The following is a 14,179-nucleotide window of genomic DNA, read 5'->3' as shown; positions in this document are numbered from 1 at the left end:
TCAGCAGTCGCGCGGCGCCCGTGAACTGCCTGCACGGTGCACGCGCCGGGGCCGACCGAGCGGCGTCAGCGGAGAGGACGCAGCACGTAGCGGACCAGCGCGGTCCCGCCCCACCGGGGTGCGGCCCCGACGAAACCGAGCTCGACCTTGACCCGCAGGCCGCGCCCGTACGCGCGGATCGTGTACTCCTCGCGCAGCTCCGGCGGGGCGTCGGGGCCCATGTCGACCTCGACCGTGCGGCTGTCGGAGGTGACGCCGCGGAACCCCTTCGCCCGCAGCCGGCGGACGAGGTGGCGCTCCTCCGGCCCGAGGTCCTCGGTGTCCATCGCCAGGTCCAGGAACTGGCGGCAGTCGGCCCGGATGAAGCCGCGGACGGTGTACGCGCCCTGGGGCAGCGGCACCGCTCGCGGGAAGTCGGCCGGGTCGGTGCTCACGTCGGCGCACGGGCCGGGCAGGCCCGCGAGGCGGTCGTGCGGCCCCGGCTCGGCGGCCGCCCGGGCCACAGTGGTGCTCCCCAGGACGACGAGGACTCCAGCAAGGACGTGACCCAGGCGGACCGGGACCGTCGGCGGCTTCGGCATGGGTGCAGTGAAGCGCACCGCGTGCGCCGCCGCACCGCTTTCAGTAGGACTTGGGCAGCCCCAGGCTGTGCATCGCGACGAAGTTGAGGATCATCTCCCGGCTGACCGGGGCGATGCGGCCGGCGCGGGCGGCGACCAGCAGGCCGGCCATGCCGTACTCCTGCGTGATGCCGTTGCCCCCGTGGGTCTGCACCGCTGCGTCGACGGCGTGCACGGCGGCCTCCGCGGCGGCGTACTTCGCCATGTTGGCCGCCTCGCCGGCGGCCATCTCGTCACCGGCGTCGACGAGGGCCGACGCCTTCTGCGTCATCAGCCGGGCGAGCTCGTTCTCGATGTGCGCCATGGCGAGCGGGTGGGCGATGGCCTGGTGGGAGCCGATCGGCGCCCGGAAGACCGTGCGCTCCTTGGCGTACGCCGACGCCTTGGCGATCGCGTGGCGGGCGAGGCCGGTCGAGAAGGAGGCCGCCATGATCCGCTCGGGGTTGAGGCCCGCGAACAGCTGCACCAGCCCGCCGTCCTCGTCGCCGACGAGCGCCTCGCGCGGGAGCCGGACGTCGTCGATGAAGACCTGGAACTGCTTCTCGGGGCTGACGATCTCCATCGGGATCGCGGTGTAGTCGAAGCCGGCCGCGTCCGTCGGCACGACGAACAGGCACGGCTTGAGCTTGCCCGTCCTCGCGTCCTCGGTGCGCGCCACGACGAGCACGTTGGCGGCCTCGTCGACGCCGGAGATGTAGATCTTCTGGCCCTTGAGCACCCACTCGTCGCCGTCGCGCCGGGCAGTGGTCGTGATGTTGTGCGAGTTGGTGCCGGCGTCGGGCTCGGTGATCGCGAAGGCCATCGTGGCGGTGCCGTCGCAGATCCCCGGCAGCCACTGCTGCTTCTGCTCCTCGGTGCCGTAGCGGGCGATGACCGTGCCGCAGATCGCCGGGCTGACGACCATCATGAGCAGCGGGCAGCCCTGCGCGGCGAGCTCCTCGCAGACCGCGGCCACGTCGCCGATGCCGCCGCCCCCGCCGCCGTACTCCTCCGGGATGTTGATGCCGAGGTAGCCCGCCTTGGCGATCTCGAGCCACAGCTCCGTGGTCTTCTCGCCCGAGCGCGCCCGCTCGACGAACCAGTCGCGTCCGTAGCCCTTCGCGAGCTTCGCGACCTGGCGGCGCAACTCCTGGCGCTCCTCGGACTCGGTGAAGGTGGACTCGGTGAAGTCGGTCATGCTTCTCCCTCGGCTTCCTCGGCCACGACGGCCAGGACCTCCCCGGACGCGACCTGCGACCCGGGCTCGACGTTGATCTCGGTGACCGTGCCGTCGTGCGGCGCGGTCACGGTGTGCTGCATCTTCATCGCCTCGAGCACGAGGACGACGTCACCCGCCGCCACCGCGTCACCGACGGCCACCTTGACCGCGACGACGGTCCCGGGCATCGGCGCGAGCAGCGAGCCGCTCGCCACCGCGTCGGCGGGGTCGGTGAAGCGCGGGACCTCGCGCAGCCGGACGGACCGATCGGGCCCGTCGACGTAAATCTCACGCGTGGCCGAGCGGCGATCGACGGCGATCAGTCCGTCCCACCGCCGCGCGACCCCGTCGACCTCGAGGCGGGCGTGGGTCGGCGACACCTCGAGGACCGCCACGCCGTCGACCACGAACCCGTCGCGCGTGCCCCACCACTCGACCGGGTCGTGCCCCTCGAACGTCGTGCGCTGCGGCTGGCTGACGACGTTGCGCCAGGCGGCGGGCACGCCCTGCTGGACCGTGCGCCGGGCCGCGTCGTCGGCGGCGAGCATCAGCGCTCCCGCGACGAGTGTGGCGCGGTCGCTGGACGGTGAGTCTCCAGGAGACTCAGCGGGAATCGGACGTGACTCGAGCCAGGTCGTCGTCATCTCGCCGGCCACGAAGACCGGGTCGGTGAGGATGTCGACGAGCTGGTCGCGGTTGGTGGTCACGCCGTGGATCCGGGCCCGGCGCAGCGCCGCGACGAGCATCCGGATCGCCTGCTCACGCGTCGGCGCCCAGGCCACCACCTTGGCGAGCATCGCGTCGTAGAAGGTGGACACCTCGTCGCCGCTCGCGAAGCCGCTGTCGACGCGGACCCCGAAGCCGGCCATCGGCAGGAATGCGCCGTCCGACGGCAGGTCGAAGGTGACCAGCCGACCGCTCTGGGGGACGTACGCCGCGTCCTCGGCGTAGAGGCGGACCTCGATCGCGTGCCCGGTCCTCGGCCTCGGCGTGAGGTCGAGGTCCGGGACCTCGGCCACCGCGAGCTGGCTCTCGACGAGCTCGCCGTCGTGCGTCAGCTCGGTGACCGGGTGCTCGACCTGGAGCCGGGTGTTCATCTCGAGGAAGAACCAGCGGTCGGTGGCCGGGTCGTAGAGGAACTCGACCGTGCCTGCGCCGCGGTAGCCGATGTCGCGCGCGAGCCGCTCGGCCGCCTCGCACATGGCCGCCTCCGTGGCCGCCGGAAGCCCGGGTGCCGGCGCCTCCTCGACCACCTTCTGGTGCCGACGCTGGACCGAGCAGTCGCGGGTGCCGATCGAGATGGTGCGCGCCCCGCTCGAGACGACCTGCACCTCGACGTGACGACCGGCCTCGACGTAGGGCTCGACGAAGACCGTGCCGTCACCGAAGGCCGACTCGGCCTCCGCCCGCGCCGCCTCGATCTCGGCCTCGAGCCGGTCCAGGGTGCGTACGACGCGCATGCCGCGCCCGCCGCCGCCGGCCGACGCCTTCACGAGCAGCGGGAGGTCGGCCTCCGTCGGAGACGTCGGGGCCGACAGCACCGGGACGCCGGCCTTCTCGGCGATCTCCTTGGCCCGGACCTTGTCGCCCATGGCCTCGATCGCCTCGGGCGGCGGACCGACCCAGGTCAGGCCGGCGTCGATCACGGCGCGGGCGAAGTCCGCGTTCTCGGACAGGAAGCCGTAGCCGGGATGGATCGCGTCGGCGCCGGAGGTCCGCGCCGCGTCCAGGATCAGGTCGATGCGGAGGTACGTGTCCGCGGGCGCGTTGCCCGGCAGGCGTACGGCCCGGTCGGCCTCGGCCACGAAGGGCAGGCCCGCGTCGGCGTCCGAGTGGACGGCGACGGTCTCGATGCCGAGCCGGCGGCAGGTGGCGAAGACCCGCCGGGCGATCTCGCCACGGTTGGCGACCAGCAACCTCTGGATCATGCGGGGACCTTCGAGAGGCTCGGGGTCCCCGAGGCGTTGCTCGCGGGGGAGCGAAGCGGAGGAGCGAGGAACGTCTTGGGGTGAGATCATGGGCGGAACACCCCGAATCCCTCGGCACCCTTGATCGGTGCGTTCTCGATGACGCTGAGGCAGATGGCCAGCACGGTGCGGGTGTCCCGGGGGTCGATGACGCCGTCGTCGTAGAGCATCCCGGACAGCACGTAGGGCAGCGACTGCTCCTCGACCATCTGCTCGACCATCGCGCGCATGCCGGCGTCGCCCTCCTCGTCGTACGCCTGTCCCTTGGCCTCGGCCGCCGCCCGGGCGACGATCGACAGCACGCCGGCGAGCTGGGCGGGGCCCATCACGGCCGACTTCGCGCTGGGCCAGGTGAAGAGGAAGCGCGGGTCGTAGGCGCGGCCGTTCATGCCGTAGTTGCCGGCCCCGTAGGACGCGCCCATGATCACCGACAGGTGGGGGACGGTGCTGTTGGAGACGGCGTTGATCATCATCGCGCCGTGCTTGATGATGCCGCCCTGCTCGTAGTCCTTGCCGACCATGTAGCCGGTCGTGTTGTGCAGGAAGAGCAGCGGCGTGTCCGACTGGTTGGCGAGCTGGATGAACTGCGTCGCCTTCTGCGCCTCCTCGGAGAACAGCACGCCCTGGGCGTTGGCGAGGATGCCGATCGGCCGGCCGTGCAGCTGCGCCCACCCGGTGACGAGGGACGTGCCGTAGAGCGGCTTGAACTCGTCGAACGGCCGGCCGTTGCGCTCGCTCGTGCCGTCGACGACCCGCACGATCACCTCGCGCGGGTCGAACGGCTCCTTGAGGTCGGTCGGGACGAGGTCGAGCAGGCCCTCGGGGTCGGCGTCGGGCTCGGCGAAGGCGGCACTGGAGTCACCGGATATCCGGTGACCGCCCTGCTTCGAGGTAGAGATCCCGGGTGCAAAGCACGCATCTCGGGTGCGAAGCTCGGGCTTGCGGCGGTTCAACCTCGCCACGATCCGGCGCCCGATGCGGATGGCGTCGTGCTCGTCCTCGGCGAGGTAGTCGGCCAGCCCGGAGACGCGGGCGTGCATCTCGGCGCCACCGAGCGACTCGTCGTCGGACTCCTCGCCGGTCGCCATCTTCACCAGCGGCGGGCCGCCGAGGAACACCTTGGCGCCGCCCCGCACGAACACCGTGTAGTCGCTCATCCCGGGGACGTACGCCCCGCCGGCGGTCGAGTTGCCGAAGACCAGCGCGATCGTCGGCTGCCGCCGCGCGGAGGCTCGCGTCAGGTCGCGGAAGAGGCGACCGCCGGGGATGAAGATCTCCTTCTGGGTGGGCAGGTCGGCCCCGCCCGACTCGACCAGGGAGATGGTCGGGAGGTTGTTCTCCTCGGCGACCTGGGACGCGCGGAAGATCTTCTTCACCGTCCACGGGTTCGAGGCGCCGCCCTTGACGGTGGGGTCGTTGGCGCTGATGAGGCACTCCACGCCCTCGACGACACCGATCCCGGTGACGACGGAGGCGCCGACCGTGAAGTCCGAGCCCCACCCGGCCAGCGGCGACAGCTCGAGGAACGCCGACCCGGGGTCTAGGAGCAGCTCGATCCGCTCGCGCGCGGTCAGCTTGCCGCGGGCGTGGTGGCGCTCGACGTACTTCTCGCCACCACCGGCCACCGCCACCGCGTGCTGCGCGTCGAGGTCGGCGAGCTTCTCGAGCATCGCGGCCCGGTTGGTGCTCATCTCGGGGTCCCCGCGGCGTTGTTCGGGGGAGCGCAGCGGAGGAGAAGAAGGTCGTGGGGTGAATTCATGACTCGACCACCGCCTTCATCCGCTCGAGCGTCGTGCGCATGCCGTTGCGGTTGGTCCGCCGGCGGAGCGGACCCAGGACGAGCCAATAGAGGCGGGTCGGCAGGTTGGGGTCGAGGCGGAAGTACTCCGTGACCAGGGTCCCGCCGTCCTTCGGCTCGAGGCGGTAGCCCCAGTTGTTGACGGTGACCGCGTCGGTGCCGACCGAGAACTCGAAGACGCGCTCGGGCTCGCAGACCGTGACCCGACACGGCGACCAGTACGTCGGACCGACCCCGTTGCGCTTCACGTGACCGGCGAAGAAGGCGCCCACCTCGGGCCCGGTCGAGCCGCGCGTCCACTTCGCCTCGAACGTCTCGGGGCTGAACTCCCCGATCCGCGTCACGTCGCTGACGAGGTCCCAGACCTCCGCGGGCGGGGCGCCCATCCAGAGCGACACCTCGTCGCCCAGCGACGGCAGCTTGATCATGGCTCTCCTCAGTTCCTCGGTCATGACGCGTAACCCATCAGCTTCGCCGTCAGGTCGCGCAGCACCTCGTCGGCGCCACCCCCGATCGGCAGGATCCGGGCGTCGCGGTAGTGCCGCTCCACCTCGGTGCCGTGCATGTAGCCGGTGCCGCCGAAGAGCTGCACCGCCCGGTCGCAGACGTACGCCGCGCAGTCCACCGCGGTCTGCTTGGCCAGGCACGCCTCCGCGACGACGAGGTCGCCGGCGACGTGCCGCGCGGCCACGTCACGGGTGTAGGTGCGCGCCACCTCGACCTGGCGCCGCATCTCGACCAGCGTGTGCTGGACGGACTGGTTGGCCGCCAGGGGCCGGCCGAACGTCTCGCGCTCGCGGGCGTGGGCCGCGGCGAGGTCGAGCGAGCGGGCGGCGATGCCGTAGCCGTGGACCGCCAGCGCGATCCGCTCCACCACGAACTGCTCCGCGATCTGGGCGAACCCCGAGCCCTCCGCACCGACCAGGTTCGCGGCCGGCACCCGGGCGTCGACGAACGCCAGCTCGGCGGTGTCGGAGCAGTGCCACCCCATCTTGCGCAGCGACCGGGAGACGGTGAACCCGGGCGTCCCCTTCTCGACGACCAGCAGCGAGATGCCGCCGTGGCCGGGGCCGCCCGTGCGGACCGCGGTGGTCACGAAGTCGGCGCGGACGCCGGAGGTGATGAAGGTCTTCGCGCCGTTGACGACGTAGTGGTCGCCGTCGCTCCCCCGGACCAGCTCCGCCCGCGTCGTGAGGCGCGCGACGTCGGAGCCGCCGCCGGGCTCGGTGATCGCGAGCGCGCCGATCGTGTCGCCCGCCAGGGTCGGCCGGACGAACCGGTCGACGAGGTCGGCGTCGCCGCTGGCGGCGATGTGGGGCAGCGCGATGCCGGCGGTGAAGAGGGCCGCCATCAGGCCGCTCGAAGCGCCCGCGTCGAACATCGCCTCCTGCAGCACGACGCTGTCCACCAGGTCGCCGCCGCCGCCTCCGACCTCCTCCGGGAAGGCCGCGCCGATCAGGCCGAGGTCGCCCGCGGTGCGGTGCAGCGCGCGCGGGACCTCACCTGCGTCCTCCCACTCCTGCAGGTGCGGCGCGACCTCGCGACGGACGAAGTCCGCGGCGGTCGCGCGCAGCGCGTCGTGCTCGGTGCTCATACGAGGCTCTCCTCGATCGAGACCAGCCGCGAGCGCAACCACTCGCCCAGCGCCTTGGCCTGCGGGTCGAACCGGGTGGAGGCGGCCACGCCCTGACCGAGCAGGCCGTGGACGACGAGGTTGACCGCGCCGAGGTGCGGCAGCAGCCAGACGTCGACGTCCAGGTCGGCCGCCTCCGGCAGGAGCGCGGGGATGCCGCGCGGCGACATCAGCTTGAACAGCCACTGCACCCGGGCGTCGTACGTCGCCGGGTCGGCGCCGTCGTGCGCGACCCAGAGGCCGATGTTGGCGTCGCCGCCCTTGTCGCCCGAGCGGGCGTGCACGAAGGTGCCCAGCGGCAGGCGCCTGGTGAGCGTGTCGGGACTGCCCGGGTAGGGCGACGGGCGCCGGCCCGGCGCCTCGACCGGGGAGGTGTACGCCGTCGGGTCGGCGACGACCTCACGGCGGCCGTCGGCGTGGACGACGGTGTGCGTGACGTCGGCGCGGTCGACGTACTCGGGGCGGTAGACGCCGTACGGCGTGGCGGGCGCGGGGGGTGCCGTCATCGTGAAGCCCGGGTAGGAGCCGAGGGCGAGCTCGACGGCGGCGGCGGTGAAGGCGCGCCCGACCGGGTCGGGCGAGGGGTCCTTCACCGTGCAGCGCAGCAGGGTGGAGGCGGCCTCCTCGGAGTAGGCGTCGGGCGTCGGTGCGCTGGCCTCCGACCACGTCACCTCGGCCGCGGTGAGCCGCGGTCCGAGCTGCTCGCGCGCCCAGGCCGCCTTCGCGTCGACGTCGAGGCCGGTGAGGACGAGCTCCACCTGGTTGCGCCAGCCCCCGAGCTCGTTGACGCACACCTTGAGCCGCTCCGGGGGCGCCTCGCCCGTGACGCCGACGATCGCGACGCGGTCCTCCCCCTCCTGCTCGAGGCGGACCGACTCGAGGTGGACGGTGACGTCGGGCCCGAGGTAGCGCGTCGACTGGATCTCGTAGACGAGCTGCGCGGTGACGGTGTCGACGGTGACCGCGCCGCCGGTGCCGGCGTGCTTGGTGATCACGCTCGACCCGTCGGCCGCGACCTCGGCGACGGGGAAGCCCAGCGGCCGGTCGCGGTGGGGCAGGTCGAGGAAGCCGCTGAAGTTGCCCCCGGTCGCCTGGGTGCCGCACTCGATGACGTGGCCGGCGACGACCGCGCCCGCCAGCTCGTCGTACGACGTCGGGGTCCAGCCGTGGTGCGCGACGGCGGGCCCGACGACGAGCGAGGCGTCGGTCACCCGGCCGGTGACGACCACGTCGGCCCCCGCGGTCAGCGCGGCCGCGATGCCGAAGCCGCCGAGGTAGGCGTTGGCGGTGAGGGCGCCCTCCCACCCGTTCTGGCCGGAGAGGTGCCGGACGTCGTCGCCCTCGACGTGGGCGACCTGGGGGTCGAGGCCGAGGCCCTTCGCGACCTCGCGGACCCTGTCGGCGAGGTTGGCGGGGTTGAGGCCGCCGGCGTTGGCGACGACCTTCACGCCGCGCTCCAGCGCGAGGCCGAGGCAGTCCTCGAGCTGGCGGACGAAGGTGCGGGCGTAGCCGAGCGAGGGGTCCTTGAGCTGGTCCTTGCCGAGGATGAGCATCGTCAGCTCGGCGAGGTAGTCGCCGGTCAGCACGTCGAGGCCGTGCCCGTCCGGGGAGACGCCCTGCAGCATCTCGCGCATCGCGCTGAGCCGGTCGCCGTAGAAGCCGGAGCAGTTGCCGATCCGCAGGGCTCGTCCCTCGGGGCGGCCGCTCACCGCGGGCTCCGTCCCTCGCCCGGCTGGCCCGCGAAGGCCTGGGCGATGTCGAGCCACCGGTCGACGTCGGCACCGGTGGCGACGAGGTCGGTGTCGGCGCGGTGGACCCGCTGGGTCACCAGCCGGCAGAAGTCCCCCGCGCCGCCGGTGAGCGTCTGCACGGCGTCCTCCGGTCCCCACGACCAGACGTCGCCGGACGGCGCGGTCAGGTCGATGCGGAACTCCTCGACGGGCGCGTCGAGGCCGTGGACGGCGAAGGCGAAGTCACGGGTGCGGACGCCGAGGTGGGCGACGTGGCGGATGCGGTCGGTGTCGGCGACCGGGGCGCCGAGGGCCTCGTGCACGTCGAGGCCGTGGGCCCAGGTCTCCATCAGCCGCGCGGTCGCCATCGAGGTCGGCGACATCGGCGGGCCGAACCACGGCATCCTCTCGCCCTGCGGCATCGCGACCAGCGTGGCGCGCAGGTCGGCCCGCGCGCGTCGCCAGCGGTCGAGGAGGCCGGGCTCGCGGGCGATGGCGACCGCTTGCGCGTCGACGTAGCCCTCGGGGTCGGCGATCGCCCCGAGGACGACCTCGTCCCACGCCTCCTTGTCCGTCGCGGCCTTGACCGCCACCTCGTCGGTCCACGCGAGGTGGGCGACCTGGGTGGCGACGTCCCAGCCGGGGGCCGGCGTCGGCGTGCGCCAGCCGACCTCGTCGAGGCCGGCCACCAGCTGCTCGAGCCGGTCGCCCTCGGCCTCGAGGTCGGCGAGCACCTGCGTGAGCACGTCGGTCATGCGTCCAGCTCCTTCTCCAGCTCGCGGTCGAGCACGTCGGCCCACTCCCGCAGGATGCGGCGGCGGCGCGCCGAGTCGTCGGTGATCGTGGAGGCCAGGCCGAGGCCGCGGACGAGGTCGAGGGTGGCCTGCACCAGCTCGCGCACGCCGGGGCGCGACTCGTCGACGCCCAGCGCGGCGACCGTCATGCGGTGCGCCTCGCGACCGACCCGCTGCTCGAGCGGTCCCACGGCGGCGAGCAACGCCTCGTCGGTGCGGGCGGCCACCCACAGCTCCAGCGCGGCGGCGAAGACCGGTGAGCTGAAGTGGTCGCCGAGCATCTCGACGACCGCACGCGTACGCCGGCCACCCGCGGGCAGGTGGGCCACCGCCTCCGCCAGCTCGGCGCCGCGCCGCTCGGTGAGGTGCTCGACGGCAGCGACGACGAGGTCGTTCTTGGTCGGGAAGTGGTGCAGCTGGGCGCCGCGGCTCACCCCCGCCCGGTCCGAGACGAGGGTCGTCGACGTGCCGGCGAAGCCGCGCTCCACCAGCAGCTCGACCGTCGCCTCCAGCAACCGGGCCCGCATCGCCCGGGTCCGGTCGGCCTGCGGCACGCGGGTCGCGGCCGTCGCCGACGGTGAGGGGGAGGTCACGGCGCCAGCCTGCCGCCGTACAAACAAACAGTCAAGCCTGACTTTTATTACCGGCCGTTCGGGGTCAGGGGGAGACCTGGGTCCGCGAACCCGGTGCGCCGCACACCGACTCGGCGCCCTGCCACAGGTCGCCGGGATCGGCCTCCACCTTCCAGGAGTAGACGCCGGCCGACTCGAGCAGCACGGAGCCCGAGACGACCTGGCCGTTGCCCAGCCGGCTCATCGACGAGGTGCTGATCGCGTTGCTGCACGACGTGTCGCCGGGCCCGTAGAGCTTGAGCCGCACGTCCACCCTCATCGGGAAGGGCATGCCGCTGATCGTGACGGGGACCTGGACGCTGCTGCCGACGGCGGCGGTCGCCGGCGCGGACGCGGACACGGTCGGCCTGCCGCGCACCTTGACCACGGCCCCGCACGACCCGGCCGGGATGACCGTGCCGGTCCCGTCGACGTCGACCTGCCAGGCGTAGTAGCCGCCCGCGCCCGGTTGCACGGCCGGGAGCGTGTACGCCGCGTCGCTGGGGAGGGTGCCGGTGGTCGTCGCGACGGCCTGGCCCGTGCACGTGGCCGTGGCGGCGGTCGCGAACGGTCCGTGCAGCGCCGCCCTCGCTGCCCGCGGCGTCGCGTCGCCCTGGGCCGTGACCGACACGGCGGCCTGGCCGCCCAGCACGAGCGAGCTCGGCACCGGCGCCAGCGTCACCGACTGCGGGCCGCGGACCGCGACGCGCGTGCTGGCGACGATCGTGCGGCGGACACCGCCCTCCGCCACGGAGGCCTGCCGCTTGCGGTCGGCGCGGCGCAGCCGCAGCCAGTGCAGGGGCACCTGGCCGACCTCGGCCACGACCGTCCGCCACCCGGAGAGCGGTGCAGCCAGTCGTACGAGCGCCCGGCCGTCGTCACCGGTGACGGTGTCGAGGGGACCGGCGGCCGGCTGGGACGGCCCGCCGTCGGGCGAGGTCACCCGCACCGGCAGGCCCGACACCGGTCCTCCGTGACCGTCGGTCACGCTGACGGTCACGCCCGTCACCCCGCCGACGTCGGCGGTGGTGGCGGCCACGGTGGCCGCGTAGGGGCCGGCGCTCGCCCGGGAGCCGCGCAGCATCAGCCGGACGTAGCGGCGCACCGTGGCCGGGTCCCCCGAGGCCTTGATCCGGGCGGCGCCCCGTCGTGCACCGAACCGCCAGCCGCGTCCTCCGAGCAGGTGGAGCACCGCGGCGTCGACGGCCGCGGCCTGCACGGCGTCCTTGTGGCCGCCGTACCTCGACAGGATCCAGGCCGCTCGCTCGGTCGCGGCCTCGGACGGGCCCTTCGGGCCGCGGAGGTCCGCGGTGGCACGCGACGGCTTGAAGCCCGCCCGGTTGGGACGGCGGCCCGGGGTGACCACGAAGACCGGCGCGTCGTCCAGGCGGTAGCCGCCGATCCAGCCACCCGCCGCGTGGCCGGTCCGCGGGATGCGGAACCCGGCCCAGTGCCTCGCCCGGTCGTCGGCGCCGGCCGCCCGTGGCGCCGGCAACGCCACCAGGCCCGCGGCTGCCGCCAGCAGGAGCGCGACCAGCGCGGCGGTCGCGCGGCGTCGTACGTCCGGCGCGGTGGGTGTCGTGGTGGTGGACATGTGTTGGCTCCTCACCCCAGGGGGCCGGGGTCCTGGGTCCCCGGGTCGGTGGGTTGGCCGGACGGGCTCGGGTGGCGCGTCGGGCTGGGCTGGGGGGTCGGGCTGGGGGTCGGGCTGGGCTGGTGGGTCGGCGTCGGACTGGGCTGGTGGGTCGGAGTGGGGGTGGGTGCCGGGGCCGGCGTGCTGGTCGCGGTGGCTGTCGGTGTGGGAGTGGGAGTGGGGGTGGGGGTGGGGGTGGGCGTGGGCGTGGGCGTGGGCGTGGACGCCGTGACGGGGCTCGGTTCGGGGGTGGCGGTCGGGCCGCGACCCGGCTCCGCGGCCGCGGCGAGGGCGGGAGCCTCGACCTCCTCGACGTGGACCTGGCCGGCGACGGGGGCTGCGGTCGGCGAGGTCGCCGACCACTCGTAGGTGCCGCCGTCGAGGCCGTCGAGGACGAGCCGGTTGCCGTCGTGGCTGCGGACCACGACGTTGCGCACGACACTGCGGCCGGACGGGCCGGCCATCTCGAGCCGCACCCGGGCCGGGCGCCGGGTCGCGCGCACGACGAAGGCTGCGGCTCCGTCCCCGGCGGCGACGGGGCGCACCAGCACCTCGCGAGCGGCCACCGCGGCACTCCGTCCGCGGGGGTCGGTGGCGGACGAGCCGGCCGACTGCTCCGAGGTGCGGTCGCCCGCCGGTGTCGGTTCGGGCCGGGCGCGGTCGGGGCCGAGGTTGGCGATCGACACCGAGACCGCCAGGACGAGGGCCGCCCCCACCGCCAGCCGGGCGGCGGTTGCCCGCCAGGACGAGCCGGCCGGTCCTGTGGGGGACAGGGGTATCGGTGGGGGCGGCGGTTCGAGGGGCGCGGCGGCCGGTACAGCGCGGCGCGGGGCGGGCACGGCGACGGGGGCGCCGCGGGTCGACCTGGTCACAGCAGCGACCGGAGCTGCGACAGAAACGTCGACCGGAACAGTGACCGGAGCCGGGACGGGAGCGGGGACCGGAGCAGTGGCCGGGGCGGGGACCGGGGCTCGCGCCGGAGCGGCAAGGGCCCCGACCGGAGCGGGAGTGGGCCCAGGCGCGGGTGCGGCGGCCTCGACGAGCGCGACGAGCGCCGGCGACGGCACGACGCCGAGCTCGGTCCGGACGACCTCGCGGTAGCGCTCCAGCTCGCGCACGGCCCCGGCGCGGTCGTCGCGGCCGAGGAGGGCGCGGACGACGAGCTCGCTCGCCGACTCCCGCAGCGGCTCGAGACGCGCGACCGCCCGGGCGGCGTCCTCGGCGAGGACGGTGTCGCCGTGCTCGAGGGCCCGGACGGCGAGCCGCTCGAGGGCGCCGACCCGCTGGCGCTCGAGGTCCTCGCGCTGGTCCTCGACCCACTCGTCGTACCAGCCCGGGAGCAGCGGGCCGCCGGACAGCGCGTCGAGCAGCGACCGGTCGACGGCCCCGTCGGCCAGGGCCGCCCGGAGGGCGTGGACGTCGACCGTGACGTCGGCGGCGAGACCGATGCTCGTCCGGTCGGCGGCGAGGAGGCCGGGGCACCGCTGGTGGGCCTGCGCCACCGCCCGCCGGAGGCTGGCCAGCGCGCGCGTGTCGGTGCTGTCGGGCCACAGGATCCCGGCGACCTGGGCGCGGGCGCGGGTGCCGGTGAGGGCGAGCAGGGCGCACAGGCGCTGCTCACGTCCTCCGAGCGCGACCGTGTCGCCGTCCACGACGAGCGTCCACCCGCCGAGGAGGGCCAGGTCACGGCTGGTGGTGCGACTGGTCTCCCGCATGGTCGATCACCGAGACATCCCTCTCCCACACCGCCCCTCGCGGTCCGAGGCGCGGTCATCCCATGCTCAGCAGCCTGACGCGGGACCCCACCCGTAGGGAGGGTCACCGACGGGTTATCCCCACGATTGGGGTCGACGTCTGGACCGGTCACGGTCCACGGCCTCGGTGCCTTGCGGTGGCGCGGCGGGATCACGCAGGAGTCACGCACGGTCGTGTCCGATGTGCCCGCCAGACCAACCGCACGAAGGGGGGAGGTGAACATCATGCGGGAACTGTCATTCGCCGAGCTCGACACCGAGCGCACGGAGCTTCTTCCGACCCGGGAGACGCTGACCTTCGGCAACACCAACTGGGCCAACATCTTCGCGAACAACTCGTCCATGGCCCTCAACGCCGCGTCCGTGTACGCCGTCGCGAACAGCGCCGCCGGGCAGACGATCAACGTCTACCAGGGCTGACGACCTCGCGTGGCCTCCCTG

Annotated in this window: 12 protein-coding genes; 1 reads left to right on the top strand and 11 read right to left on the bottom strand. The window is 74.0% G+C overall.

The annotated features are described in order from the left end of the window. Window positions 1–65: 65 nt before the first annotated feature. The 11 genes from NYO98_RS18920 to NYO98_RS18870 all read right to left on the bottom strand — a co-directional run bounded on the left by NYO98_RS18920 (window position 66) and on the right by NYO98_RS18870 (window position 13,699). Entirely contained in the window at window positions 66–581 is a 516-nt protein-coding gene (locus NYO98_RS18920) for a hypothetical protein (RefSeq protein ID WP_268113349.1), read from the bottom strand. A gap of 40 nt (window positions 582–621) precedes the next feature. Beyond that, entirely contained in the window at window positions 622–1,797 is a 1,176-nt protein-coding gene (locus NYO98_RS18915; protein ID WP_268113348.1) for an acyl-CoA dehydrogenase family protein, read from the bottom strand. Continuing rightward, entirely contained in the window at window positions 1,794–3,746 is a 1,953-nt protein-coding gene (locus NYO98_RS18910) for an acetyl/propionyl/methylcrotonyl-CoA carboxylase subunit alpha (protein ID WP_268113347.1), read from the bottom strand. Before NYO98_RS18910 ends, NYO98_RS18915 begins: the two co-directional genes overlap by 4 nt. 86 nt (window positions 3,747–3,832) lie before the next feature. After that, a complete protein-coding gene (locus NYO98_RS18905; protein WP_268113345.1) occupies window positions 3,833–5,476 on the bottom strand; it encodes an acyl-CoA carboxylase subunit beta in 1,644 nt (547 codons plus the stop codon). 64 nt (window positions 5,477–5,540) lie between these two features. After that, window positions 5,541–6,035 carry an SRPBCC family protein gene (locus tag NYO98_RS18900; RefSeq protein ID WP_268113343.1) on the bottom strand — a complete coding sequence of 165 codons (495 nt, stop codon included), beginning with the start codon at window positions 6,033–6,035 and terminating at the stop codon, window positions 5,541–5,543. Then, complete coding sequence (locus NYO98_RS18895; protein WP_268113342.1) at window positions 6,032–7,177, bottom strand: acyl-CoA dehydrogenase family protein; 1,146 nt, start codon at window positions 7,175–7,177, stop codon at window positions 6,032–6,034. Before NYO98_RS18895 ends, NYO98_RS18900 begins: the two co-directional genes overlap by 4 nt. Next, a complete protein-coding gene (locus NYO98_RS18890) occupies window positions 7,174–8,925 on the bottom strand; it encodes an acyclic terpene utilization AtuA family protein (protein ID WP_268113341.1) in 1,752 nt (583 codons plus the stop codon). The genes NYO98_RS18895 and NYO98_RS18890 overlap by 4 nt, the downstream gene beginning before the upstream one ends. Next, complete coding sequence (locus tag NYO98_RS18885) at window positions 8,922–9,701, bottom strand: TIGR03084 family metal-binding protein (RefSeq protein ID WP_268113340.1); 780 nt, start codon at window positions 9,699–9,701, stop codon at window positions 8,922–8,924. Before NYO98_RS18885 ends, NYO98_RS18890 begins: the two co-directional genes overlap by 4 nt. Then, on the bottom strand, window positions 9,698–10,333 hold the full coding sequence (locus NYO98_RS18880) for a TetR/AcrR family transcriptional regulator (protein WP_326494463.1): 636 nt from the start codon (window positions 10,331–10,333) through the stop codon (window positions 9,698–9,700). The genes NYO98_RS18885 and NYO98_RS18880 overlap by 4 nt, the downstream gene beginning before the upstream one ends. Window positions 10,334–10,397: 64 nt before the next feature. Further along, complete coding sequence (locus NYO98_RS18875) at window positions 10,398–11,945, bottom strand: Ig-like domain-containing protein (protein ID WP_268113339.1); 1,548 nt, start codon at window positions 11,943–11,945, stop codon at window positions 10,398–10,400. An 11-nt stretch (window positions 11,946–11,956) separates the two neighbouring features. Next, a complete protein-coding gene (locus tag NYO98_RS18870) occupies window positions 11,957–13,699 on the bottom strand; it encodes an AfsR/SARP family transcriptional regulator (RefSeq protein ID WP_268113338.1) in 1,743 nt (580 codons plus the stop codon). A 264-nt stretch (window positions 13,700–13,963) separates the two neighbouring features. Between NYO98_RS18870 and NYO98_RS18865 the strand changes: the two genes are divergently transcribed. Further along, a complete protein-coding gene (locus NYO98_RS18865) occupies window positions 13,964–14,158 on the top strand; it encodes a hypothetical protein (protein WP_268113337.1) in 195 nt (64 codons plus the stop codon). The last annotated feature ends 21 nt before the right edge of the window (window positions 14,159–14,179 follow it).

It is taken from the genome of Nocardioides pini, assembly GCF_026712185.1.
Classification (GTDB): Bacteria; Actinomycetota; Actinomycetes; order Propionibacteriales; family Nocardioidaceae; genus Nocardioides; species Nocardioides pini.
This window is presented reverse-complemented; position numbering and strand designations above follow the sequence as displayed.